We start from the raw sequence: 23,151 nt of genomic DNA, 5'->3' as shown, positions 1-23,151 counted from the left end.
CCGGGGTCAAGCATCAGCGCCGGGCCCGGTGGTTGGCCTCGGAACCGGCGCCCGGCAGGGACGCGGCGAGGAACCGCCCAGTGACGGAGTGCTCGGCCTCCGCCAGGTCGGCGGGGGTTCCCTCGAAGATCACCCGGCCGCCGTCGCTGCCGCCTCCGGGGCCGAGGTCGATGACCCAGTCCGCGTGCTTGACGACGTCGAGATTGTGCTCAATGACGATGACGGAATTCCCCTTGTCGACGAGGCCGTCGACAAGGTGGACGAGGCTGTCGACGTCGGACATGTGGAGTCCGGTGGTGGGCTCGTCCATGATGTAGACACTGCCCTTCTTCCCCAGCTCCGTGGCGAGCTTGATGCGCTGGCACTCGCCGCCGGAGAGGGTGTTGAGCGGCTGCCCGAGCTGGAGATAGCCGAGTCCAACCTGGTTGATGGAACGAAGGGTTTTGGCGATCTTGGGCTCGGTGAAGAACTCGGCGGCCTCCGCGGCGCTCATCGACAGCACGTCGTGGATGTTCTGCCCGCGCAGGGTGAGGCGCAGGACGTTCTCGGTGAAGCGCATTCCCGCGCAGACCTCGCAGGTCGTGATCATCGGATCCATGAAGGCGAGGTCGGTGTAGATGATGCCGTGCCCCTGGCAGGTGGGGCAGGCGCCCTCGGAGTTGAAGCTGAACAGTGAGGGGCTGACCTGGTTCTCGCGGGCGAACAGCCGACGGATATCGTCCATGATGCCGGTGTAGGTCGCCGGGTTGGAACGCCGGTTGGCGGTGACCGCGGACTGGTCGATGACGACCGCCGAGGGGTGCTGCCGCAGGAGTACGTCGTGGATGAGCGTGCTCTTGCCGGAACCGGCCGGCCCGGTGACGGCAGTCAGTACGCCGAGCGGAATTCGTACGCTGATGTCCTTGAGGTTGTGGATCCGGGCCCCCGTCACCTCCAGGTGGCTCTTGGGCTCACGGAATCGCTCCTTGATGGGGATGACCCTGCGCAGGAACCGTCCGGTCGGCGTGTCCGCCTCGGCAAGGCCCCGGAGGTCGCCCTGATAGACGATCTCGCCTCCGTGCCGCCCGGCCCCGGGCCCGAGGTCGATGACGTGCTCGGCCATCTCGATGATGTCGCGGTCGTGCTCGACCACCAGCACGGTATTGCCCTTCTCGGCCAGTTCCATCAGGAGCCGGCTGAGCCGCTGGACGTCACTGGGGTGCAGGCCGATGGTGGGCTCGTCGAAGATGTACACCATGTCAACGAGCGAACTGTTCAGGTGACGGACCATCTTGATGCGCTGCGACTCGCCGCCGGAGAGCGTGGAGGTCTCACGGCTGAGGCTGAGGTATCCCAGGCCCAGTTCGATGAGGTGCTGGAGCCGGTTGATCAGACTGGCCGTGAGGGTGGAGACGGAGGGTGCGTCCACCTTCTTGACCGCCTCCATCAGGTCGGCGACCTCCAGAGAGGCGAGTTCGGCGATGTTCCGGCCATTGATGCTGCAGCCGAGCGCCCGCTTGCTGAGCCGTTGCCCCTTGCAGGTGTCGCAAGGCCCCCGGGTGACGACCTGCTCCAGCGCCTCGCGGTTCTTGGCGCTCATCTCGTCCGGCTCCTTGCGCAGGTAGAGCCGGTTGAACTTGTCCATCAGCCCTTCGTACTTGGAGTTGATCTTGCCGCCCTGCCAGTCCAGGGCGATCGACCCCTGGGCCCCGTACAGGAACGCCTGCCACTCGCTCTCAGTGTATTCGCGGAGCTTCTTGTCATTGTCGAAGAGGCCGGAATTGGCGTACAACTTCCAGAACCAGCCCCCGACATTGAACGCGGGATGCCGAATGGCACCCTCATTGAGGGACTTGGAGGTGTCGAGCAGCTTGTCGAGGTCAACCTGCACCCGGTGGCCGAGGCCCTCGCAATCGGAACACATCCCCGAGGGATCGTTGAAGGAGAAGGCGTTCGAGTAGCCGATCCAGGGCTCGCCCACCCGGGAGTAGAGCAGCCGGAGCAAGGCGTAGATGTCGGTGATCGTCCCGACAGTGGACCGCGCGTTCCCCCCGATCCGCTTCTGATCGATGATCACCGCCGCGGAGAGACTCGCGATGTCGTCAGCATCGGGCTGACCGTATTTGGGCAGCCGATTACGCACGAAGGCGGTGAACGTCTCATTGAGCTGCCGTTGAGATTCCGCCGCGATTGTGTCGAACACCAAGGATGACTTTCCTGACCCCGATACCCCCGTAAACACGGTGACCTTGTGTTTCGGTACATCCACGGAGATGTCCTTGAGGTTGTTCTCACGGGCACCGATGATCTGAATAGCCTTCTGCTGCATGAGCATCCTCGCGTCGACGGAAGAGGGCCACTTCTCACACTATCGACGATTGCGGACAGAACCCGGCCGCAATATCCGTGAGGCCCCATCAGATGACGGCACCGGCCTGACGGCCGACATGTTTCCGCCGAGCAAGGCCAGAGACGTGACCCAATACCCTCGTGTCGGCAGCGATTCAGACGTCGTACAGGTCGGGGGACCTGGTGATGGCGTCCCGCCGGGTGGTGCAGTCGATCAAGGCGCCGGAATCCGCAGGTCGGGGACGTGGCTCCGCCCGGGTCGGATGTTCAACTCGCCTCAGCAGGGCGCTTCGTGGACTGCCGCCTCCACGGAGATCGCCAGGGGCGCCGTACCGGAACGCGTATCGCTTGATCCCTTACACCACGGCGTGGGACACGACCGTCGTCGCCGTGGGCGGCCAGGTGACGGACGGGGAACTGGACGACGGGGCGTGAGCCGTCGAGCGTGGCAGCACAGTCAACTGCTTCTGTTAGCCACCAATCTGAACATTTCTTTTTCGTGGGCTATATACGGGACGGCGAGTCCGATGGGGCGCGAAATGCCCGCTGACCTGGTAAAACGTGTGAAAATCCGACGGCCTCCGGAGCCGTGTGCGCAGGTTCGAATCCTGCCGGGGGCACTTCGCTTCAGCCAACATGATCACGCGGTTGACCAGCGTAGATGCCTGAGAAGAAAGAGCGGGACCCAGTAGTACTGGGTCCCGCTCTTTCTCGTTGCTCGGACCAGATCGGCCTGTTCCTCAGGCCGGAGTCCGGCATGCCATCGATCACCGGCAGCACGGCAGCAGCGTTTTACGTCACTTTCGCCCCACATCCACCATTGTTCTACCGTGGAGAGGAACGACACTGCTCACACCCCGCACCCAGTCATCGAGGTGACGGTCATGACGGAGACCACACAGCGCAGAGACACCGCTCCCGGTACCAGGTCGGGAAAGCAGGACGGGGCCACGGCACCGCAGGGCGGCAGAGGGAGCAGTACTTCCCCTGATGCCCGTGGAAGCACCGCGATCGCGGACACGGTCGTGGCGAAGATCGCGGGGATGGCCGCCCGGGAGATTCCGGAGGTTCACAACCTCGGTGGTGGGATGACCAGGGCCTTCGGGGCCGTGCGCCAGCGGGTGCCGGGCGGGGGCAGTGGGGTCACCCAGGGGGTGAAGGTGGAAGTCGGCGAGCGCCAGGCCGCCGTTGATCTCGACCTCGTCGTCGAGTACGGCGCCGCCATCACCGACACCGCGTCGGATGTCAGGACCAACGTCGTCAACGCGGTGGAGCGGATGACCGGCCTGGAGGTCGTGGAGGTCAACATCGCCGTCGACGACGTACATCTGCCGGACGAGGAGGAGGACGAGTCCGAGCGGGAGGAGCAGCGGCGCGTGACCTGAGAGCCCGGCTCCTCTCGATTCAGTTCCTTTCCGGGGCGCCGCGCGTGTGGTGCCCCGCGAGCTGGAGCCATGCTGCCGTGCAAGCGCTTACGGGCGGCCACCACCCCTGTCCGTCAGTATTGACGGAGCCTCAGCTCAGTGCTTCCATCACGGCTGTGAAAGCGCTTAACCGCCGACCACCGAAGAAGGCTGAGTTGTCATGCACATGAGGATTACGGCGACGGTCCTGGCCGTCTGCGCCACGCTCACCGTCGCCGGTGCGAGTCCCGCCCCGTCGGTGAAGGCCGCACGTGTGATGGAGGACCTCGGCCGCGGGGTCGTGGCGGTGCGGGCCGGCGGTAGCCAGGTCCTCGTCTCCTGGCGGTTGCTGGGGCTCGACCCGGAGGGCATCGGGTTCCACGTGTACCGGTCCACGGCCGGCGGCGCGTTCATCAAGCTCAACTCCGGTGTGCTGACCGGCGGGACGAACTACACCGACGCCACGGCCGACCTGACGCGCTCCAACAGCTACCGCGTGACCCCGGTCGTCGGCGGACAGGAGCAGGCTCCCAGCGGCGCCTTCACGCTGACGGCCGGCCACGCCGTGGAGCCCGTGGTGCGGGTGCCGTTACGGTCCGGTGGCGCGGTGAAGTTCGTGTGGGCCGGCGACCTCGACGGCGACGGCGAGTACGACTACGTCGTCGACCGGCAGACCTCCCCGCAGAAGCTGGAGGCGTACAGCGGTGACGGCGACTTCCTGTGGGAGGTCGATCTGGGGCCGAACAGCCGGAACCAGGACAACATCGAGCCGGGGTCGTCCACGATCGACGTGGGCCACTGGGACGGCGTCACGGTCTACGACTTCGACAGCGACGGCCGCGCGGAGGTCGCTCTGCGGGTCGCCGACGGGGTCAGGTTCGGCGACGGAACGACCTGGACGCACGAGAACGACGCGCGTCAGTTCATGGCCGTGCTCGACGGCCGGACCGGGGCGCTCCGCAACTGGTCCGCCGTACCGACGACCTACCTGGCCGACGGCCCGATGGCCGCGCGCCTCGGGGTGGCGTATCTCAACGGCACGACGCCCAGCCTGGTCGCCTACATGAAGAACCGGCGCGACGACGGGGCCTTCAACCTGATGATGGGCGCCTGGAAGTTCGACGGCGACTCTCTGGACCGCCAGTGGACATGGCAGCGCGGCGGCCAGGACGCGCCCGACGGGCACAACACCCGGGCCGTCGACGTCGACGGCGACGGGACGGACGAGGTCGCCGAGATCGGGTTCGTCCTCAACGGGAACGGCTCGCTGCGCTACTCCATGGGGCCCCGGGGCATCATCCACGGCGACCGCTTCCACCTCGCCGACCTGGACCCGGGCCGTCCGGGCCTGGAGGGCTACGGCGTGCAGCAGGACAACCCGAGCGGGCTGCTGGAGTACTACTACGACGCCGCGAACGGCAACGTGATCTGGCGGCACGGGGGCGGCCCCGGAGACGTGGGGCGCGGTATGGCGGGCGATGTCGACCCGCGTTTCGCCGGTATGGAGGTCTGGTCCTTCTCCGGCCTGTACAACGCGTCCACGAACCGGCTCACCGAGCCGGACACCTCACTGCGCCCCTGGCCGCAGCTGGGGCTGTGGTGGGACGGGGACCTCACCATGGAACTGCTCAACGATGGCAAGATCGAGAAGTGGGACCCGGCCCGCCCGGCGCCGAGCGGCAGTCTGCCCCGGCTGGTCAGCACCTGGACCCACGGCGCGGTCAAGGCCGCCCAGGGCGGTCCCACGCTCGTCGGCGACATCCTCGGCGACTGGCGCGAGGAGGCCGTGTACACCAACGCGGCCAACGACGAGCTGATCGTCTTCACCACCGACCAGCCGACGAGTCATCGGCTGTACACCCTGGCCCACAACCCGGCCTACCGGAACGCCATGACGTTCAAGGGGTACATGCAGTCCCACCACGTCGACTACTTCCTCGGGGCGGGCATGGCGACACCGCCGCGGCCTGACATCGCGTACGCGCCCTGAGGCGCGTCAGGCCGTGCGCTTGCGTGAGGTCGACTTCTTCGCCGTCGTCTTCTTCGCGGTGCTCTTCGCCGCCGCCTTCTTCGCGCCCTGGCCCGACTGACCCGACTGACCCGCCTTCGCGGTGGACTTCTTGGCCGCTGTCGTCTTCTTGGCGGCCGTCTTCTTCGCCGTCGACGTCGACTTCTTGCCGCCGGTCTGCTTGGGGGCCGCGCGGGCCGTCTTGCGCTGCGGGAGCGACTTGACCTCGGCGTGGTCGTCGGCGTCCTCGCCGCGCGACTCGCGGGCCGCGCGGACGCTGCTCTCCAGGGCCGCCATCAGATCCAGGACCTTGCCGCCCGCCGCCGGTTCCGGGGCCTGGCGCGGGGTCTCGCCGGCGGCCTTCGCGGCGATGACCTCCTCCACGGCCTCGCGGTACTCGTCACGCAGATCCTCCAGGTCGACCTCGCCCAGGGTGTCCATCAGGGCGTCCGCCAGGTCCAGTTCCTGGTCGCGGACCGTGACCTCCGTGTCGGGGGCCACGCCCTCGGGGGCGCGGACCTCGTCCGGCCACAGCAGGCCGTGCATCGCGATGGCCTCGCCGACCACCCGGAGCATGCCCAGGCGTTCCCGGCCGCGCAGGGCGAACTTGGCGATCGCCACCTTGTTGCTGCGCTTCAGAGCCTCGCGGAGGAGGGTGTACGGCTTCGCCGCGGGGGCGCCGCTGGCCTGGAGGTAGTACGCGGCGTCCATCTGGAGCGGATCGATCCGGTCGCCCGGGACGAAGGCGACGATCTCGATCGTCTTGGCCGTGGGGATGGGCAGGCTGGAGAGGTCCTCCTCGGTGATCGGGATGATCGTGCCGTCCGCGTCCTCGTAGCCCTTGCCGATCTCCGCCTGGGTGACCTCGCGGTCCTCCAGCTCGCAGAACTTGCGGTAGCGGACGCGGCCGCCGTCCTCGGTGTGGATCTGGCGGAAGGAGATCGAGTGGCTCTCGGTGGCGTTCACCAGCTTGATCGGGATGCTGACCAGCCCGAACGAGATGGCGCCGTTCCAGATGGATCTCACGTGCAGCACCCTTCCGGTCACTCTCGGGAGAGTTCGTCCTGGTTCGCGTGGGATTCTTATCGTATGGCGCCTATCACTGTGGTGGAGGGGCGACGGCTCGCGCTCAGCAATCTGGAGAAGGTGCTGTATCCCGCCACGGGCTTCACCAAGGGCGAGGTACTGCACTACTACGCGACCGTCGCCGAGGTCCTGCTGCCCCATCTGCGTGATCGGGCGGTGTCCTTCCTGCGGTATCCGGACGGGCCGGACGGGCAGGTCTTCTTCACGAAGAACGTGCCGCCGGGTACGCCCGAGTGGGTCACCACCGCCGAGGTGCCGCGGGTCGAGGGGCCCTCGCGGATGGTCCTGGTGCAGGACCTGCCGAGTCTGATGTGGGCGGCCAACCTCGTCACGGAGTTCCACACCCACCAGTGGCTCGTGGGCGCCCCGGACGTGGCCGACCGGATCGTCTTCGACCTCGATCCGGGGGCGCCGGCGAGCATCGTGCAGTGCTGCGAGGTCGCTCTGTGGCTGCGGGAACGGCTCGCGGACGACGGCATCGAGGCCTACGCCAAGACCTCCGGCTCGAAGGGGCTGCATCTGCTCGCCGCCGTGCGCGAGGCCTCCTCGGAGCAGGTGTCCGCGTACGCCAAGGAGCTGGCGGTCGAGGCGGAGAAGGCCATGCCCCGCCTGGCCCTCCACCGGATGAACCGGAGTCTGCGCCCCGGGAAGGTCTTCGTCGACTGGAGCCAGAACGCCGCGCGCAAGACCACAGCGACCCCCTACACACTCCGGGCCCGCACCGAGCCGACCGTCTCGGCGCCTGTGACCTGGGAGGAGGTCGAGCAGTGCGAGGCGCCTGGCCGGCTGGACATCGAGGCTCGGGATCTTGCCTCACGGGTGCGCGGTTACGGGGACCTCCTGGCTCCCCTTCTGGATCCGCAGCGGGCCGGGCTGCTGCCCTAGCCGTGTGGTCACGGAGCGCGGTCGCGGATCGGGCCGGGTCGCTGCCGTAGTCGTAGGGGCGGCCGGCCAGGACGCTCGGGACGGGCGTGCGGGGGCGGCGGCCGGCCCGGTCCGTCGGCCGGGACGGACGTCTCAGGTGGTACGCGGCCCGCTCGGGCAGTCCCCCGGCGATACGCGGCCCGTCCGGGCAGCTCCCCCGGTGACACGGGCCGAACACCGGCCTCAGTGCGGGAGCGGCTCCTCCCCGGCCGGGCGGCCCGGATGAACGCCCCGGCGGTATGCGGCCCGCCCACGCGGCCCCCGGCGGCACGGGCCGAGTGTCCGTCTCCGCACCACCGTCACGCCCGGTCAGGCCCCGGCCCTCACGGCCCGCAAGAGCCTCACACCCTCGCCCAGATGTTCCGGTCCCGGGCCATCGCGTGCAGGGTCTCCACGTCCGCGGGTTTCAGGACGGCGCCCTGGTCGGCCAGGGTCCGGACGTCCGTGTCCGTCAGGATGTGGAGGTCACGCGGCGGGGACTGGACCGACACCGTCGTGGGGGCCAGCAGGGCGAGTACGGGGTGGACCTCGGCCGTCAGGGCGTAGGAGGCGCGGTCGGCGTCGGCGCGGATGCGGCGGAGCAGGGGGTGGGGATCGCGGCGGCTCAGGGTGACCACGGGGTCGGCGATCGTCACGCGGTGCTTGCGGGCGTAGAGGGTGTGCACGGCGTACAGGCCGCCGGGGCCGATCAGCAGATGGTGGATGCGGCCGCCGCCGGGGAGCGGAACGGAGTGCAGGGTGTGCCAGCCCGCCCCGTCCAGGCGGTCCAGGGCGTCCCCGACGGTCTGCTCGGCCGTCAGGGCCCGGCGGCGCGGGTCGGGGCGGAGCCGGTGGGCCGGTCCGGGATCGCGGTCGAGGGCGACGACGAGGGCCTCGCCGGGGCGGTTGGGGGCCAGGTCGTCGTCGGGGTGGAGCGACAGGCGGGCGAGTTCGGCGGCGGTCGGTACCGGGGGCGGCCCCACCGTCACCGGGCCGGTGATGAAGGGCCCGAGGGCCCGGAGCACCTCGTCCTCACGGTCCGCGCCGAGCAGGTTGACCCGGGCCGCCTCACGGTCGTACCAGGCGATGTTCCTGCCGTCCGGGAGGCAGACGTACAGCCGTTCCTGACCGTGTCGCCGGGTCGGTACGACGCGCAGTCCGTCCATGCACCATCACCCCCGACCATGGGAACAGGCGGGGTGCTGCGGGGGCAAGAACCCGGTTACCTTGGAGAGCAGTTGGGCAGACCCCCGGTCGGTGAGGGTGGGGAGGCTTTGTTGCGTACCCGCAGGAAACCCGATGTGCCGGCTCCTCAGAGCCCGTGGAGCGAGGTGGTGCCCGGCCTGTGGATGGGCGGCCACGAGTACTCGGGTGCCCCGGGCCAGGTGGAGTTCGCCGTCGTACGGGACGAGTTCGACCTCGTGCAGACGCTGCTGCGGCTGCCCGGCCACGGCCCCGATCCGGGCGTCCGGCATCACGTCTGGCCCATTCCCGACGGCCCGCTCGACGGGACGCAGCTCGCCGGGGTGATCCGACTGGCCGAGGCGGCGTGCGAGGCACTGGACGAGGGCCGCAGGGTCCTCGTTCGCTGTTACCACGGGTACAACCGCTCGGGACTCGTCGTCGCGCACGCGCTGATGCGCCGGGGCGACTCCGCCGAGACGGCGATCCGGCTGATCCGGGACCGTCGCTCGCCCTGGGCGCTGCACAACGAGCTGTTCGTCGAGTACCTGCGGGCCGGCCTGGCCACGGCCCGGCTGCTGGAGGAACTCACCGAGTGACAGGGCACAGAACCAGCACAGCACCCGGCCGGTGCGGCGGCAAACGGGCTCCTCGCGCGCAAATGGGACTTCCCCGCGAATAAGGTGTACCGGGCCGACGGGTCGTGCCCGAGCCACGTGATCACCCTCGAACCGCAGGAGTGCAGTGCCCCTCAGCCGTCCCGGAGGCCTTCCCGGAAGCCGACCCGGCGAAGCCCCGTGCCGACCCGGCCAAGCCCCGTGCCGACCCGGCCAAGCCCCGTGCCGACCCGGCCAAGCCGCCCGTCGACCCGGTCAGGCCGCCCGTCGCGCCGTCGTCGTCGCCCTCCTGCTGGCGACCGCCGCGGGCTGCGGGGACACCGGAGGGCTCGAGGGTGCTGGAGCGACACCGACGGCGGTCGGTCCGGCCCGGCTCTGGCCGGATCAGACTCCCGCGTCCAGCCCGGCCTTCGAGATCGGTGAGGTGAACACCGAGGTGGTCAAGGGCGTCAAGGTCCCCGCCGGCGACGACATCCACGGCGTGGACCCGGTCGGGATCGTCCGGGCCGAGATCGCCGCGAGCCCGGGTGACTACGACGGCGGCAAGGCGCCGTACCGGGACACGGCCGGCCGGATGACCGGCTGCGGCAAGGGCCCCGGGCACGGAAGGTGCCCGGTCCTCAAGCCGTACTACCGGGACCTGACCGGCGACGGACGCGAAGATCTGACACTGGGCTTCCGGCTGCTGCCCGGCAAGACGACCGCGGTGCGCGTCTACACCGTCGAGAAGCACCGGCTCGTGCAGGTGATGTCGTGGGAGGACGCGCTGAGCGGCGTGGAGCTGGCCGGGCGTTCCCTGGTCATCCGCTCGCCTTCCGAGGTGGCGGGCTACGAGTACCGCCTGCAGTGGACCTGGGACCCGGACCAGCGGGCGATGCTCCTCACCCACGACGAGATGCTGCGCACCGGCCCGCGCAAGCACTCCCGCCATCCGTCCGCCTCCCCCTCGGCGAGCACCGGATGAGACCCGTGCTCCCCCGGTGGTCGGGGACGCTCGCCGTGAAGGCCGCCGCCTTCATCACGGTGATGTGCTGCGCGCTGGCCGCCCTGCTCGGCGTCCTGGTGCATGTGCAGGTGACCGACCAGACCGTCGGCCAGGCCCGCGACCAGGCATTGCAGCGGCTGGAGCAGGCGACGGAGCGGTACGAGGCCGGGGATCCGCTGCGACGGGGCACGGCGATGGATCCCCCGGAGCTGCCCCGGGAGCTGCGGGAACTCGCGGTGGGCGGTGACCGGGGCACGATGGTGGCCGACCGCGAGGGGCGCCCCACGATGTGGGCGGCGGGGCCCGCCGACGGCGGACGGGCCCTGGCCGTGGCGGTGGACTACTCGCAGCAGGCGCGCACCATCGCGGGCCTGGACCGGGCGATCCTGTGGTCGTCGGGCCTGGCGATCGGGGCGACGCTGCTGGTCGGCGCGTTCGCGGTGACGCGGGTGACGCGGCGGCTGCACACCACGGCGCGGGTGGCCCGGCGGATCAGCGCGGGCGACCTGGACGCCCGCGTGAACGACCCCCGTACGGCCCCGCGACCGGACCCGCCCGCCAAGGCTCCGGCGCGTCCGCAGGACGAGGTGGCCGCCGTCGCCGCCGCGCTGGACTCCATGGCGTCGTCGTTGCAGGGCAAGCTGCTGGCCGAGCAGCGGTTCACGGCGGACGTGGCCCATGAGCTGCGCACGCCGCTGACCGGGCTGCACGCGGCCGCCGAACTGCTGCCGCCGGGCCGCCCGACAGAGCTGGTGCGGGACCGGGTCGCGGCACTGCGCACGCTCACCGAGGACCTGCTGGAGATCTCCCGGCTGGACACCGGGCGGGAGCTGCTGGAGCTGGACATGGAGCAGTTGGGGCCGTTGGCCGAGCGGGCGGTGCGGGCCGCGGGGAACGGCACGGAGGTCAGGGTCGTACGGGACGTGTCCGTGGAGACGGACCGGCGGCGGCTGGAGCGGGTGCTCGGGAATCTCGTGGCCAACGCGCACAAGCACGGCCGGGGGCCGGTCCTACTGACCGTGGACGGGCCGGTGGTGACGGTTCGCGATCACGGGGACGGGTTTCCGGAGTACCTGGTGGCGCACGGTCCGCAGCGGTTCCGTACGGAGGGCGGGACCAGGGGACACGGGCTGGGGCTGACCATCGCCCTGGGGCAGGCCGAGGTACTGGGTGCGCGGCTGGAGTTCGCGAACGCGCCGGACGGCGGGGCGGTGGCCACCCTGGCACTGGCGGTGGAGTGAGGGCGCGAGGGCGCTCCTCCTATGGCCCAGCGTGACGGGCGGGGCCCAGAGGGCGCTCCTAATGTGGCGATTAGTCAGCTTCGGCCCTTCCGCCCCCACATGGAGGTACTCCCCATGTCTCTGCGCTCCCGCCTCTCCATAGCCACCGCCGCCGCGCTCCTCGCCGCCGCTGCCGCCGTCACGCCCGCCGTCGCGGACGACGAGTGGGACACGACGGGCGACACCACGATGGGCGCCGGCACGATGGATGCCGGCACGATGGGCGGCGACGGTCGCCACCGGCCCGACGACGACCGGCGCTTCTACCGGGGCATCGTCACGGCGAACACGCTGGCGCTGCGCAGCGCCCCGAACCGCGGCTCGCGAATCATCCGGTTCGCCCACCGGGGCGACATCGTCAAGATCTTCTGCAAGGCCCCCGGCCAGAGCGTGCAGGGCAACCCGCTCTGGTACCTCCTCGCGGACGGCACCTGGGCCTGGGGCGCGGCCCGCTTCATCGACAACATCGGCCCCGCGCCACGCTGGTGCTGACACTCGGTCACCCAAACACGCACAAGACGCACCGTTTGGGTAGGTTCCGGACATGAGCAAGGCCGGAATCACCGTGGCGACGGCGGACCCGCCCGCGCCCGCCGTCCGCCCCCTCCCCCGGCGCCGTGGCATCGAACTCGCCCTCATCGTCGTGGCCGTACTGCTGTCCGTGTACGGCTACTGCGCCGTGGGCCTCGCCCGGCACGGCACCCTCCCGCCCGGCGCCGCCGGCTACGGCGCCGGGCTCGGCGTGCTCGCGCTGGTGGCGCATCTGGCGGTGCGGCTGCGGGCCCCGCACGCCGACCCCCTCCTCCTGCCGATCGGCGTGCTGCTCAACGGGCTCGGCCTGGTGCTCATCTACCGGCTCGACCTGGAGACCCCGGGCGACCGGGCGGCACCGGCCCAACTGGTCTGGTCGACGCTGGGTGTGACGCTGTTCATCCTGGTCGTCCTGCTCCTGCGCGACCACCGGGTCCTCCAGCGCTACACCTACGTCTGTGTCGTCGCCGTGCTGGTCCTGCTCACCCTGCCGATCCTGTTCCCGGCGGTGAACGGGGCCCGCATCTGGATCCGGATCGCGGGGTTCTCGATCCAGCCGGGTGAGTTCGCGAAGGTACTGCTGGCGGTGTTCTTCGCCGCGTACCTGGCCGCGAACCGCAACGCCCTCGCGTACACGGGCCGCCGCGTCTGGAAGTTCCAGTTCCCCACCGGCCGGGTGCTCGGCCCGATCGTCGCGGTCTGGCTGGTGAGCGTCGGCGTGCTGATCCTGGAGCGGGACCTCGGGACGTCGCTGCTCTTCTTCGGCCTGTTCGTCGTCCTCCTCTACGTCGCCACGGGCCGCACCGGCTGGATCACCGTGGGACTGCTGCTGGCCACGCTGGGCGCGGTCGCCGTCGGCCGGCTCGAACCGCATGTGCACAGCAGGATCGAGACATGGCTGCATCCGTTCGCCTCGGTCGAGGCGGGCGAGGGCCCGAACCAGCTCGCCCAGTCGCTGTTCGCCTTCGCGGAGGGCGGCTTCCTCGGCACGGGCCTGGGGCTCGGCCACTCGGTCCTCATCGGCTTCGCCGTGAAGTCGGACTTCATCCTGGCCACGGCGGGCGAGGAACTCGGCCTGGCCGGCCTGTCGGCCATCTTCGTCCTCTACGGCCTGCTGGTGGAGCGCGGCTACCGGGCGGGTCTCGCGCTGCGCGAGCCCTTCGGCCGGCTGCTCGCGGTGGGCCTCGCCTCGCTCGTGGCGCTCCAGGTGTTCGTGATCGCGGGCGGGGTGACCGGTCTGATCCCGCTGACCGGCATGGCGATGCCGTTCCTGGCGCAGGGCGGCTCGTCGGTGGTCACCAACTGGGCGATCGTGGCGCTGCTGGCCCGGGTGAGCGACTCGGCCCGGCGTCAGCACGACGGGCAGGAGACCCCATGACCCGGCACATCCGGCACGCCGGCCTCTTCTGCGCCCTGCTGCTGGTGGCCCTGCTGCTGAACGCCGCCCGCGTCCAGGTCGTCCAGGCCCCGGCGTACGACGGCCACCCCGCCAACCGCCGCCCGGAGATCGCCCGTTACGAGCAGCCGCGCGGGAACATCCTGGTCGGCGACCGGCCCGTCACCGGCTCGCACGACACCCGCGAGCACCTGCGCTACGAGCGGACCTACGCCGACGGACCGATGTACGCGCCGGTCACCGGCTTCGCTTCCCAGCTGTACGGGACGACGCTGCTGGAGCACACCGAGGACGGCGTCCTGTCCGGCTCGCATCCGATGCTCGCGCCGTTCCCGCTGTGGAACGACTTCACGCGGGCGCGCAACGCCGGCGGGGACGTCGTGACGACGCTCGCCCCGGCGGCACAACGGGCGGCGTACCGGGGACTCGCCGGACGCAAGGGCGCGGTGGCGGCCCTGGAGCCGTCGACCGGCAGGATCCTGGCCCTGGTGTCCGCCCCCTCCTACGACCCCCAGCCGCTGTCCGGGAACGGAGCGGCGGCGGCCCGGGCCTGGAAGCGGCTGACCGCCGACCGGGACCGGCCGATGCTCAACCGGGCGGTACGGCAGACGTATCCGCCGGGTTCGACCTTCAAGATCGTCACCTTGGCCGCCGCGCTGGACGCCGGCCTGGTCCCGGACCTCGACAAGCCGACCGACTCCCCCGACCCCTACCGGCTGCCCAGTACGAGGACGCGTCTGTCGAACTACGCGAAGGGCTGCGCGGACGCCTCCGTGCGCGAGGCGTTCGTCTTCTCCTGCAACACGGTCTTCGCCCAGCTGGGCGTGGAGGTGGGCGTGCCGGGCATGTCGGCGGCGGCCCGGGCCTTCGGCTTCAACGACACGGCGCTGCGGGTCCCCTTCGCGGTGGCTCGGTCCACCTTCGACACCTCGCTCGACAAGGCACAGCTCGCGCTGTCGTCGATCGGCCAGTACAACACCCGCGCCACCCCGCTGCAGATGGCGATGGTGGCGGCGGCCGTGGCGAACGGCGGACAGGTGCGGGAGCCCTACCTGGTGGAGCGCACGACCCGGCCGGGCGGCAGCACACTCGCGACCGCCGGCTCGCGCCCGGTCCGCCAGGCGATGTCCCCCGCGACCGCCGCGCGGCTGCGCGGGCTGATGCTGGGCGTGGTCAAGGGCGGCACCGGGCGCAACGCCGCGATCCGCGGCGCCAAGGTGGGCGGCAAGACCGGCACCGCCCAGCACGGCATCGGCAACTCCGGCACGCCGTACGCCTGGTTCGTCTCCTGGGCGCAGGGCGGTCGCGATCTGCAGCCGCGGGTGGCGGTCGCGGTCGTCGTGGAGGACGCGGACGCGGACCGCGGCGAGATCAGCGGGGGCGGTGACGCGGCGCCGATCGCGCGGGCGGTGATGGAGGCGGTACTGAAGTCCCGGGACCGGCTGCCCGGTTCCTGAGACGGCTCTACCGCGAGAACAGGCCGCCGACCTGCCGCTCGGTCATGACTGCTGCCGCCGCCTTCGACTCGCCCAGGTCAACCTCGCCCGCCTCAAGGCTTTGCTGGATTCACCGCAGTTGAAGGACTTCGTGGACGCTCTGAAGGGCAGGCACCGGGAGATGCCGGCCCGTCGGCGTGGGGCCCCCACGCCGTCAGGGCAGTGGGGGAGGTTCGAGCGGGTCCAGGAGGCGATGGTGGCGATGTGGTGGGTCCCGGCGGGCCACCGCCTGACCGTGGCCGAGGCCGAATCCCGCCTCCTCCACCTCCGCACCCACGGCCCGGCCCCGTACGCCTTCACCCTGCGCACGTCGTACCCGCCCCCGGAAGGGCTGGGCTGCTCGGTCTAGCGGCGGCGGTCGATGGCGGTGAGGTCGATCTCGAGGGGGAACGGGACGGTGAGTTCGAGCTTGTCGTGGAAGATGCCGTTGGGGACGTACGCCCTGGTCGCCGGGTCGAGCTCGTAGACGTAGACAACGGGAAGGCCACCGATCTCCTCGACCCGCCAATAGTGGCGGATGCCGGCCTCGGCGTACTTCCGGGGCTTCAGGTAGCGGTCTTCCGGGGACCTCGGTCCGCGTCGGCCCTGATCACCATCACGTCGGGCTCAGGTCGATCCCGCTCGCTGAGCTTGACGGTGAACTCCCGGAAGACATCCCAGTCGTCCGGGACCTGATCCAGCAGGCGGTGCTCCAGCAGACGCAGGACGCGCATGTGGAACTCGGTCTGTGGACTCATGAAGACAAGAGTCCCGTCGATCAGCTCCGTGTGCGGAGGCAGGTCGGGAAGCTCGTCGAGGTGGTCCGCCGTCCAGCCGCCCTCGGGCGGACGAGGCCACTCGTAGTCGTCGTCCAGCCCGTGGTCACGTGCGGCGCTCATGATCGCTCCCATGTGCCGGAGTCCGCCTGGCACAGCCAGCGTACCCAGCGGAATATGCCGATTCGCCCGTCGAACGAGTGATCAGCCGTCGAGCCGTTGAGACCGGCTTCGATCGCCCCCTCCACCTCCGCCACCCGCTCCCGCTCCTCCACCGCGAACCGCTCCGCGTCGAGCTTCTCGGCGATCTCCTCGTCCTGGGACATCAGCAGGTCGAGGCTGGAGTCACCCATCTCCAGGACGCCCATGTCGACGTAGGCCTGCTGGAGGCGTTCGCCCCACAGGCCGATGTCCTTGACGCAGGGGACGATGCGGCTGAAGAGGAGCTTGCGGAACAGGGCGAGGAACTCGGACTGCTCGCTGCAGGCCTCGGCCTCCGCCTTCGGGATGCCGAAGTTCTCCAGTACCTCCACGCCCCGCAGCCGGTCGCGCATGAGGTAGCAGCCCTCGATGACGAACTCCTCGCGCTCACGGAGCTCGGCGTCGGTGAGCTGCCTGTAGTAGTCCCTGAGCGCCATCCGCCCGAAGGCCACGTGCCGGGCCTCGTCCTGCATGACGTACGCGAGGATCTGCTTCGGCAGCGGCTTGTCCGTCGTGTCCCTGATCATGCCGAAGGCGGCCAGCGCGAGGCCCTCGATCAGCACCTGCATGCCCAGGTACGGCATGTCCCAGCGCGAGTCGCGCAGCGTGTCGCCCAGCAGGGACTGGAGGTTGTCGTTGATCGGGTACAGCAGCCCGACCTTCTCGTGCAGGAACCGGCCGTAGATCTCGGCGTGCCGGGCCTCGTCCATGGTCTGGGTCGCCGAGTAGAACTTCGCGTCCAGGTCAGGGACGGACTCGACGATCCGCGCGGCGCAGATCATCGCGCCCTGCTCACCGTGCAGGAACTGGCTGAACTGCCAGGAGGCGTAGTGCAGGCGCAGCTCGCCCTTGTCCTTCTCCGTCAGCTTCGCCCAGTGCCTGGTCCCGTAGAGGGACATCGCCTCGTCGGGGGTCCCCAGCGGATCGTACGGATCCACCTCCAGCTCCCAGTCGATCCGCTTCTGTCCGTCCCACTGCTTGTCCTTGCCCTTCTGATAGAGGGCCAGGAGCCGGTCACGGCCGTCGTCATATTCCCAGTTGAAACGGGCCGCGCCGGTCGCCGGCACCTGCCACACGGACTCTTCCGGTTCCTCGGCGTACAGGTCGAAGGTCGGCATGCCCCGCAGGTTCCTACGTGGTAGACGCGGCGTCAACAAATCGCGCACAGGGGATTGACGACCTTGCTGACGCGCAGTCTCATAAGGGGAACAGTGACGTGTGCACAACGAGGTGGGCAGCCATGACGACCCTGACGGAAGCCGACGCGCTCGACGGCCTGCGCGACGCCCTCGGCCTGCTCAAGGACCGGGAGCAGGTGGCCCAGCGGCTGCTCGACTCCTCCGCCAAGCACTCCTTCGACCCGGACAAGGAACTCGACTGGGACGCGCCCTTCGAGGAGGGCAAGTGGTTCTGGCCCCCGGAGCTGGTCTCTCTCTACGACACCCCGCTCTGGAAGCGCATGAGCGAGGAGCAGCGCATCCTGCTCTCCCAGCACGAGGCGGCGGCCCTCGCCTCCCTGGGCATCTGGTTCGAGATCATCCTCATGCAGCTCCTCGTCCGCCACATCTACGACAAGGCCGCGACCAGCGCACACGTCCGCTACGCCCTCACCGAGATCGAGGACGAGTGCCGCCACTCCAAGATGTTCGCCCGGCTGATCTCCCACGGCGACACGCCCTGGTACCCGGTCAGCCGCGCCCACCAGCACCTGGGCCGCCTCTTCAAGACCATCTCCACCACCCCCGGTTCCTTCACCGCCACCCTCCTCGGCGAGGAGGTCCTCGACTGGATGCAGCGCCTGACGTTCCCGGACGAACGCGTCCAGACCCTGGTCCGGGGCGTCACCCGCATCCACGTCGTGGAGGAGGCCCGCCACGTGCGCTACGCCCGCGAGGAACTCCGCCGCCAGATGGTGACGGCCCCGAAGTGGTCCCAGGAGTTCACGCGGGTCACCTCCGGCGAGTTCGCCCGGGTCTTCTCGGTGGCGTTCGTGAACCCCGACGTCTACACGAACGTCGGCCTGGACAAGCGCGAGGCCCTCGCCCAGGTCAAGGCCAGCGGCCATCGCCGGGAGGTCATGCAGAACGGCTCGAAGCGGCTGACGGACTTCCTCGACGACATCGGGGTGCTGCGCGGGGTGGGCCGCCGGCTCTGGAGGTCCTCGGGTCTGCTGGCGTAGACCCCGCCTGGGTCATGTCCATGCCGGGTGGCTACTGTCCTCTGTGACCCCGTCACTGTCAGTGGCCACAAAGGAGATCACCCGGCATGTCCCCCCACGTCCCCCGCCCCCTGCGGATCGCCGCAGCCGGCGCCACCGCCGCCCTCGCCCTGACCGCCTGCGGCAGCGAGTCCGCCGACACCGACAAGGCGCCCGCCCCACAGGGCGTGGTCAGCGAGGCGACCGCCAAGAAGGTCGCCGACCACTACGAAAAGGTCAACAACAAGGCGAACGCGACCCAGGACGAGAAGCTCCTCGCAACGGTCGAGGCCGGCCAGGTCTACGCGATGGACAAGGCTGTCTACACCCTCTTCGACACCTGGCCGAAGAAGGACCAGAAGTCCTACACCGAGCCCTTCTCCTACGAGGACCGCACCTACGTGATCCCGAAGAAGGGCTCGGGCGACTGGTTCGCCGTCCAGGCCAAGTCCAGCGGGAACGACGACGAAAGAGTCCTCCTGGTGTTCGACAAGGTGGACGGAACCTACAAGATGGTGCTCTCCCTCTGGACCGCCGCAACGGACATCCCCAAGCCGGCCCTCGACAAGGACGGGCTCGCCGAGGCCGTCGACCCCGGCACCAAGATCGGCGAACTGGCCCCCACCGACATACGCGCCGCCTACGCGGACTACCTCGAGACCGGCGGCAAGAAGAAGGGCAAGGCCCTGACCTCCACCGCACCCGTCGAGAACGCCAAGAAGACCTATCGGCGCAGCAGCACCGAGGGCGCGGCCGAGGGCAAGGCCACCGAGAAGTTCTTCGCCAAGGCCCCCGCCGACCCGAGCGTCTACGCCCTGCGGACAGCCGACGGCGGCGTCCTCGCCCTCCTCCCGCTCGCCCACAAGCAGGAAACCCTGCTGAAGGAGTCCTACCGCTCCATCGCGGACCTCGTCCCCAACGACGAGCAGTCCGCCCTGGGCGCCACCAGCGGCCCCCTGATCACCGACACCTTCGAGGGCCAGGGCCTGGCCGAGTTGACCCCGAAGGCCGCCCGCCTCACCAACGTCGACTTCCAGCACGTGGACGCGCGTTAGCGGGGGAAGCAACCACCCGCACCCGCCGGCTCACGGAAGGGGACGTGTCGGGGGGGCCGCCCGCAGCGGTTGTCGCGTCAACGGACAGTCAGTCGGCACACAGCCCCATCGCGACGTTCCGACGACGGGCACCCCCCGGCGCGGCCCCGACCCACCACCCGGCGAGACGGCGCAACGCACACCCCCACCGAAGCCGCACAGGCCGCCGCAGGCACCCCGCCCCCCACCCCCGGCTACGCTGCGACTCATGACACCAGCCGCCCCCACCCCCGCCTACCGGCGACTCAGCGTCGAGGAACGCCGCAGCCAGCTGCTCACCTCCGCGCTGTCGCTCTTCGCGCACCGCGCCCCGGAGGACGTCTCCCTGGACGACGTGGCGGAGGCAGCGGGGGTGTCGCGCCCCCTGGTGTACCGGTACTTCCCGGGCGGCAAGCAGCAGCTCTACGAGGCCGCCCTCCGCTCCGCTGCCGACGAGCTCCGGACCTGCTTCGACGAACCCCGTGAGGGCCCCCTCCTCTCCCGCCTGTCCCGCGCCCTCGACCGCTACCTCACCTTCGTCGACCAGCACGACGCCGGTTTCAGCGCCCTCCTCCAGGGTGGCAGCGTCGTGGAGACCTCACGGACCACCGCCATCGTCGACGGCGTACGCCGCGCCGCCGCCGAGCACATCGTCAGCCACCTGGAGGTCACCACCCCCGGCCCCCGCCTGCGCATGACCATCCGCATGTGGATCACGGCCGTGGAGGCCTCGAGCCTCATCTGGCTCGACGAGGACAAGCAGCCCCCGCCGAGGACCTCCGCGACTGGCTGGTCGAGCAGTTCGTGGCCATGCTGTCGGTGACCGCCCGCTGGGACCCGCAGACCGACGCCCTGGTCCAGGCCCTCGCCGAGGATGTCTGACACTGATCTGGTGAAGAGCGAAGACACCCCCTTCGAGGGCGGCCCCATGGACGGCAGGGTCCTGCCGGTCCTGCTCGGCATCACCGGCCACCCGCCCAAGACGTACCGCATCCCCGTCCCGGACCCGGCCGGCGGGGCGCCCACCGTGCTCGTCTACCGCCGTGTCCCCCGCGGACCGGGCAGGGTCGGCCTGACCAACCGCTGGAAGTACGCGTACGCCCCGGAGGGCGTTCCGCCCCGGCGGCTCACATGGCCGTGGTCGAAGCCACACGCCACGCCGCCCGGCAAGCGGGACGACGCCGACGGGTGACCCTGTTGCGCCGAACCGCGCAGGCTTACCGCACACACCACCCCCACACCCCTCATCCTCACGATGTCCGGTGGCCGAAGGCCGCCCCCGCATCGGAGGTGATGGCATGTCAGGAATCCTTCTGCGTCTGGCCTGTACGGCGGCGGTGGCAGCAGCGACCGTCCTCGCCCCCGTTCCCGCCCCCACCACGGCGGCCCCGAAACCCGACCCCGGACCACCCCCGGCTACCCTCGCTTACCTCCTGACGGACCTTCAGACCCTCTACCGCAAGGCAGAACAGGCCACCGAGGCCTACAACGCCACCGAGGAGAGGCTGAAGAAGCAGCGCGCCGAGACCGGCCGTCTGAACCGCGCCCTCGCCCACGCCCGGCTCTCCCTGCACGACAGCCGGGGCGAGGTCGGCCGCCTGGCCCGGCAGCAGTACCAGACCAGCACCGACATCTCTCCGTACGTACAACTGCTCCTGGCCCGCGACCCCCAGCACGCGATCGAGCAGGGCCATGTGATCGGCCGGATCGCACGGGAACGGGCCGACACCATCAACCGCCTGACCGGCGACGAGCGGAAGGCCGACGAACTGGCCCGCAAGGCCCGCAAGGCCCTCGACGCACAGCTCACTCTGACCGATCGCCGGAAGAAGGAACGGGACCAGGTCGTCAAACGCCTGCACGACGTCGAGGAACTGCTCGCCTCCCTCAGCCGCGACCAGCTCGCCGCCCTCTCCGAGTTCGAGAGGAACGGGATCACGAAGGCCCAGAAGAAGTTCATGGCGTCCGGCGCGCTCAGCAGCGCCCGCCCGCCGTCGGCCGAGGGCGACCGGGCCGTGCGCTACGTCGTGGGGCAGCTCGGCAAACCGTACGAGTGGGGTGCGGAGGGCCCGAAGTCGTACGACTGCTCGGGCCTGACCTCGCAGGCCTGGGCGGAGGCCGGGGCACCCATCCCCCGGACCAGCCAGGAGCAGTGGAAGCGGCTGAAGCGGATTCCGCTCGCCGAGCTGCGCCCGGGGGACCTGGTCGTGTACTTCCCCGAGGCCACGCATGTGGCGCTGTACCTCGGCGACGGCATGGTCGTACAGGCACCGCGGCCGGGCGCGAAGGTGAAGGTGTCACCGATCGCGGCCAACCCGCTCCTGGGCGCCGTACGCCCGGACCCGTCCGGGAAGCCCCTGCGGCGGTACGCGCCGCCGAAGCTCCCCAGGGGCGCCACGGACGGGTCGGACGAAGGGTACGACCGCTGAAAGCGCCGGCCCTACGCCGCGCCCGCGCCCGACACCTCGGCCAGGTAGGCCCCCGTCTTCTCCGGGTCGTAGAAGAAGTTCTCGAAGTCGGCCGGGTCGTTGAAGCCGTTGGCGAAGCGGTCGGCGGCCGGCTGGAGCTCACCGGCGGCGCCGATCAGGTTCAGGATGTGCTCCGGCGGCGGCGCGAGCATCGCATTGGTCCACTTGGTGACGTGCTGGGCGGTAGCCCAGTAACGGTCGAAGGCCGACCGCATCCACTCCTCGTCGAACGGCTTGTCACCGTGCTCGACGATCGCGGAGAGGTACGCCGCGGCGCACTTGGACGCCGAGTTGGAGCCCTGCCCGGTGATCGGGTCGTTCGCGACGACGACGTCCGCCACACCCAGCACGAGCCCGCCGCCGGGGAGGCGGCCGATGGGGTTGCGGACGGTCGGGGCGTAGCGGCCGGCCAGCGCGCCTCCCGCGTCGGTCAGCTCGACCTTGGTGGCCCGCGCGTACTCCCAGGGGACGTACCGCTCCATGAGTTCCAGGGTCAGGGAGAGGTGCTCCGCCGGGTCCTTGACGCCGCTGAAGGCGTCGAGCGGGCCGCCGGGTATGCCCTCCCAGAACAGGATGTCGGCGCGGCCGGAGGTGGTCAGGGTGGGCATGACGAACAGTTCGCCGACGCCCGGCACCAGGTTGCAGCGGACCCCTTCGGTGTCCGGGTGCTCGGGGCGCGGGCCCAGACCGTGGACGTACGACACGGCCAGCGCGCGCTGCGGCTCGCTGTAGGGGGACCGCTCCGCGTCCCGGCCGAACATCTGCACGAGCTCGCCCTTGCCGGCCGCGACCAGCACCAGGTCGTACGTGCGGGAGAAGTAGTCCAGGTCGCCGACGGCCGCGCCGTGGATGACGAGCTGCCCGCCGCGCTGCGCGAACGTCTCCATCCAGCCGGCCATCTTCACGCGCTGGTCGACCGACTGCGCGTACCCGTCGAGCCTGCCCAGCCAGTCGATGGCACGCGCCGCGGGACCCTCGGCCCAGGAGCCGGGGGCGGCGACCGAGACGCCGAGTCCTTCGATCTTCGGGGCCTGGGACTCCCAGAAGTTCAGCTGGAGATCACGCTCGTGCTGCAGTGCCGTGTGGAACATGCACTGCGTCGACATGACCCGGCCGGTACGGATCTCGTCCGCCGTCCGGTTGGACATCAGGGTGACCTCGTACCCCTGCGACTGGAGGCCGAGAGCGATCTGGAGCCCGGACTGACCGGCTCCGACGACGAGTATCTTCCGCATGCGGGGC

The 23,151-nt window shown here is 70.2% G+C and carries 19 protein-coding genes, 1 tRNA gene and 2 pseudogenes; 16 read left to right on the top strand and 6 right to left on the bottom strand.

Annotated elements, in window-relative coordinates; genetic code table 11:
* Positions 1-13 precede the first annotated feature (13 nt).
* A complete protein-coding gene (locus ACQEV8_RS29920) occupies positions 14-2,308 on the bottom strand; it encodes an ATP-binding cassette domain-containing protein (RefSeq protein ID WP_432966415.1) in 2,295 nt (764 codons plus the stop codon).
* A 561-nt stretch (positions 2,309-2,869) separates the two neighbouring features.
* Here ACQEV8_RS29920 and ACQEV8_RS29915 point away from each other — a divergent pair.
* From ACQEV8_RS29915 to ACQEV8_RS29905, 3 genes are all read left to right on the top strand, one after another.
* Positions 2,870-2,948: transfer RNA gene (locus ACQEV8_RS29915), tRNA-Arg, on the top strand.
* 264 nt (positions 2,949-3,212) lie between these two features.
* Positions 3,213-3,713, top strand: a complete 501-nt coding sequence (locus ACQEV8_RS29910) for an Asp23/Gls24 family envelope stress response protein (RefSeq protein WP_432966413.1) — start codon at positions 3,213-3,215, stop codon at positions 3,711-3,713.
* A 199-nt stretch (positions 3,714-3,912) separates the two neighbouring features.
* Positions 3,913-5,721, top strand: a complete 1,809-nt coding sequence (locus tag ACQEV8_RS29905) for a hypothetical protein (protein ID WP_432966411.1) — start codon at positions 3,913-3,915, stop codon at positions 5,719-5,721.
* Between the two features lie 6 nt (positions 5,722-5,727).
* On the opposite strand, the gene ACQEV8_RS29900 is transcribed toward ACQEV8_RS29905, so the two are convergent.
* Positions 5,728-6,774, bottom strand: coding sequence for a Ku protein (locus tag ACQEV8_RS29900; protein ID WP_432966409.1), 1,047 nt, complete (start codon positions 6,772-6,774; stop codon positions 5,728-5,730).
* A 54-nt stretch (positions 6,775-6,828) separates the two neighbouring features.
* Between ACQEV8_RS29900 and ligD the strand changes: the two genes are divergently transcribed.
* A complete protein-coding gene (gene ligD, locus ACQEV8_RS29895) occupies positions 6,829-7,710 on the top strand; it encodes a non-homologous end-joining DNA ligase (RefSeq protein WP_432966407.1) in 882 nt (293 codons plus the stop codon).
* 380 nt (positions 7,711-8,090) lie between these two features.
* On the opposite strand, the gene ACQEV8_RS29890 is transcribed toward ligD, so the two are convergent.
* On the bottom strand, positions 8,091-8,894 hold the full coding sequence (locus ACQEV8_RS29890; protein ID WP_432966405.1) for a nuclease-related domain-containing protein: 804 nt from the start codon (positions 8,892-8,894) through the stop codon (positions 8,091-8,093).
* A 111-nt stretch (positions 8,895-9,005) separates the two neighbouring features.
* Here ACQEV8_RS29890 and ACQEV8_RS29885 point away from each other — a divergent pair, with 111 nt between their 5' ends.
* The 7 genes from ACQEV8_RS29885 to ACQEV8_RS29855 all read left to right on the top strand — a co-directional run bounded on the left by ACQEV8_RS29885 (position 9,006) and on the right by ACQEV8_RS29855 (position 15,564).
* On the top strand, positions 9,006-9,509 hold the full coding sequence (locus ACQEV8_RS29885) for a protein-tyrosine phosphatase family protein (protein WP_432966403.1): 504 nt from the start codon (positions 9,006-9,008) through the stop codon (positions 9,507-9,509).
* Positions 9,510-9,816: 307 nt separating this feature from the next.
* Positions 9,817-10,491: a hypothetical protein gene (locus ACQEV8_RS29880; protein WP_432973093.1), complete on the top strand. Its 675-nt coding sequence runs from the start codon at positions 9,817-9,819 to the stop codon at positions 10,489-10,491.
* Positions 10,488-11,753: an ATP-binding protein gene (locus ACQEV8_RS29875; RefSeq protein ID WP_432966401.1), complete on the top strand. Its 1,266-nt coding sequence runs from the start codon at positions 10,488-10,490 to the stop codon at positions 11,751-11,753. Before ACQEV8_RS29880 ends, ACQEV8_RS29875 begins: the two co-directional genes overlap by 4 nt.
* Positions 11,754-11,867: 114 nt before the next feature.
* The gene (locus ACQEV8_RS29870) at positions 11,868-12,284 is read left to right on the top strand and encodes an SH3 domain-containing protein (protein WP_432966399.1); all 417 of its coding nucleotides are present in this window, start codon (positions 11,868-11,870) and stop codon (positions 12,282-12,284) included.
* A gap of 52 nt (positions 12,285-12,336) precedes the next feature.
* Positions 12,337-13,701: an FtsW/RodA/SpoVE family cell cycle protein gene (locus ACQEV8_RS29865; RefSeq protein WP_432966397.1), complete on the top strand. Its 1,365-nt coding sequence runs from the start codon at positions 12,337-12,339 to the stop codon at positions 13,699-13,701.
* Positions 13,698-15,176 carry a penicillin-binding transpeptidase domain-containing protein gene (locus ACQEV8_RS29860; protein ID WP_432966395.1) on the top strand — a complete coding sequence of 493 codons (1,479 nt, stop codon included), beginning with the start codon at positions 13,698-13,700 and terminating at the stop codon, positions 15,174-15,176. The genes ACQEV8_RS29865 and ACQEV8_RS29860 overlap by 4 nt, the downstream gene beginning before the upstream one ends.
* A 31-nt stretch (positions 15,177-15,207) precedes the next feature.
* The gene (locus tag ACQEV8_RS29855; RefSeq protein ID WP_432973090.1) at positions 15,208-15,564 is read left to right on the top strand and encodes a DUF3291 domain-containing protein; all 357 of its coding nucleotides are present in this window, start codon (positions 15,208-15,210) and stop codon (positions 15,562-15,564) included.
* On the opposite strand, the pseudogene ACQEV8_RS29850 reads toward ACQEV8_RS29855, so the two are convergent.
* Positions 15,561-16,093, bottom strand: a pseudogene (locus ACQEV8_RS29850) (Uma2 family endonuclease). The gene ACQEV8_RS29855 and the pseudogene ACQEV8_RS29850 overlap by 4 nt on opposite strands.
* Positions 16,090-17,289, bottom strand: coding sequence for a ferritin-like domain-containing protein (locus ACQEV8_RS29845; protein WP_432966393.1), 1,200 nt, complete (start codon positions 17,287-17,289; stop codon positions 16,090-16,092). Before ACQEV8_RS29845 ends, ACQEV8_RS29850 begins: the two are co-directional and overlap by 4 nt.
* 122 nt (positions 17,290-17,411) lie before the next feature.
* On the opposite strand from ACQEV8_RS29845, the gene ACQEV8_RS29840 reads away from it, so the two are divergent.
* The 5 genes and pseudogenes from ACQEV8_RS29840 (at position 17,412) to ACQEV8_RS29820 (ending at position 21,870) form a co-directional block, all read left to right on the top strand.
* Positions 17,412-18,350, top strand: coding sequence for an AurF N-oxygenase family protein (locus ACQEV8_RS29840; protein WP_432966391.1), 939 nt, complete (start codon positions 17,412-17,414; stop codon positions 18,348-18,350).
* An 86-nt stretch (positions 18,351-18,436) separates the two neighbouring features.
* The gene (locus ACQEV8_RS29835; protein ID WP_432966389.1) at positions 18,437-19,423 is read left to right on the top strand and encodes a hypothetical protein; all 987 of its coding nucleotides are present in this window, start codon (positions 18,437-18,439) and stop codon (positions 19,421-19,423) included.
* 247 nt (positions 19,424-19,670) lie between these two features.
* Positions 19,671-20,323: pseudogene (locus tag ACQEV8_RS29830) on the top strand (TetR/AcrR family transcriptional regulator).
* 10 nt (positions 20,324-20,333) lie between these two features.
* Positions 20,334-20,633 (top strand): hypothetical protein, encoded by a 300-nt coding sequence (locus ACQEV8_RS29825; RefSeq protein WP_432966387.1) that lies wholly within the window; start codon positions 20,334-20,336, stop codon positions 20,631-20,633.
* A gap of 106 nt (positions 20,634-20,739) precedes the next feature.
* Positions 20,740-21,870, top strand: coding sequence for an NlpC/P60 family protein (locus ACQEV8_RS29820; protein ID WP_432966385.1), 1,131 nt, complete (start codon positions 20,740-20,742; stop codon positions 21,868-21,870).
* An 11-nt stretch (positions 21,871-21,881) separates the two neighbouring features.
* Here ACQEV8_RS29820 and ACQEV8_RS29815 read toward each other — a convergent pair whose 3' ends face one another.
* Complete coding sequence (locus ACQEV8_RS29815; protein WP_432966383.1) at positions 21,882-23,144, bottom strand: styrene monooxygenase/indole monooxygenase family protein; 1,263 nt, start codon at positions 23,142-23,144, stop codon at positions 21,882-21,884.
* Positions 23,145-23,151 lie beyond the last annotated feature (7 nt).

Source organism: Streptomyces sp. CA-179760 (genome assembly GCF_050937045.1).
Classification (GTDB): Bacteria; Actinomycetota; Actinomycetes; order Streptomycetales; family Streptomycetaceae; genus Streptomyces.
Note: the sequence above shows the minus strand (reverse complement) of the source record. Positions and strands in the feature narration are given on the sequence as shown.

Bases quoted from the DNA above. Each gene is read 5' to 3' on its own strand.
- ACQEV8_RS29870 (WP_432966399.1), top strand. From the start codon at position 11,868: ATGTCTCTGCGCTCCCGCCTCTCCATAGCCACCGCCGCCGCGCTCCTC.
- ACQEV8_RS29875 (WP_432966401.1), top strand. From the start codon at position 10,488: ATGAGACCCGTGCTCCCCCGGTGGTCGGGGACGCTCGCCGTGAAGGCC.
- ACQEV8_RS29840 (WP_432966391.1), top strand. From the start codon at position 17,412: ATGACGACCCTGACGGAAGCCGACGCGCTCGACGGCCTGCGCGACGCC.
- ACQEV8_RS29905 (WP_432966411.1), top strand. From the start codon at position 3,913: ATGCACATGAGGATTACGGCGACGGTCCTGGCCGTCTGCGCCACGCTC.
- ACQEV8_RS29820 (WP_432966385.1), top strand. From the start codon at position 20,740: ATGTCAGGAATCCTTCTGCGTCTGGCCTGTACGGCGGCGGTGGCAGCA.
- ligD (WP_432966407.1), top strand. From the start codon at position 6,829: ATGGCGCCTATCACTGTGGTGGAGGGGCGACGGCTCGCGCTCAGCAAT.
- ACQEV8_RS29910 (WP_432966413.1), top strand. From the start codon at position 3,213: ATGACGGAGACCACACAGCGCAGAGACACCGCTCCCGGTACCAGGTCG.
- ACQEV8_RS29860 (WP_432966395.1), top strand. From the start codon at position 13,698: ATGACCCGGCACATCCGGCACGCCGGCCTCTTCTGCGCCCTGCTGCTG.
- ACQEV8_RS29865 (WP_432966397.1), top strand. From the start codon at position 12,337: ATGAGCAAGGCCGGAATCACCGTGGCGACGGCGGACCCGCCCGCGCCC.
- ACQEV8_RS29815 (WP_432966383.1), bottom strand. From the start codon at position 23,144: ATGCGGAAGATACTCGTCGTCGGAGCCGGTCAGTCCGGGCTCCAGATC.
- ACQEV8_RS29845 (WP_432966393.1), bottom strand. From the start codon at position 17,289: ATGCCGACCTTCGACCTGTACGCCGAGGAACCGGAAGAGTCCGTGTGG.
- ACQEV8_RS29920 (WP_432966415.1), bottom strand. From the start codon at position 2,308: ATGCAGCAGAAGGCTATTCAGATCATCGGTGCCCGTGAGAACAACCTC.
- ACQEV8_RS29890 (WP_432966405.1), bottom strand. From the start codon at position 8,894: ATGGACGGACTGCGCGTCGTACCGACCCGGCGACACGGTCAGGAACGG.
- ACQEV8_RS29835 (WP_432966389.1), top strand. From the start codon at position 18,437: ATGTCCCCCCACGTCCCCCGCCCCCTGCGGATCGCCGCAGCCGGCGCC.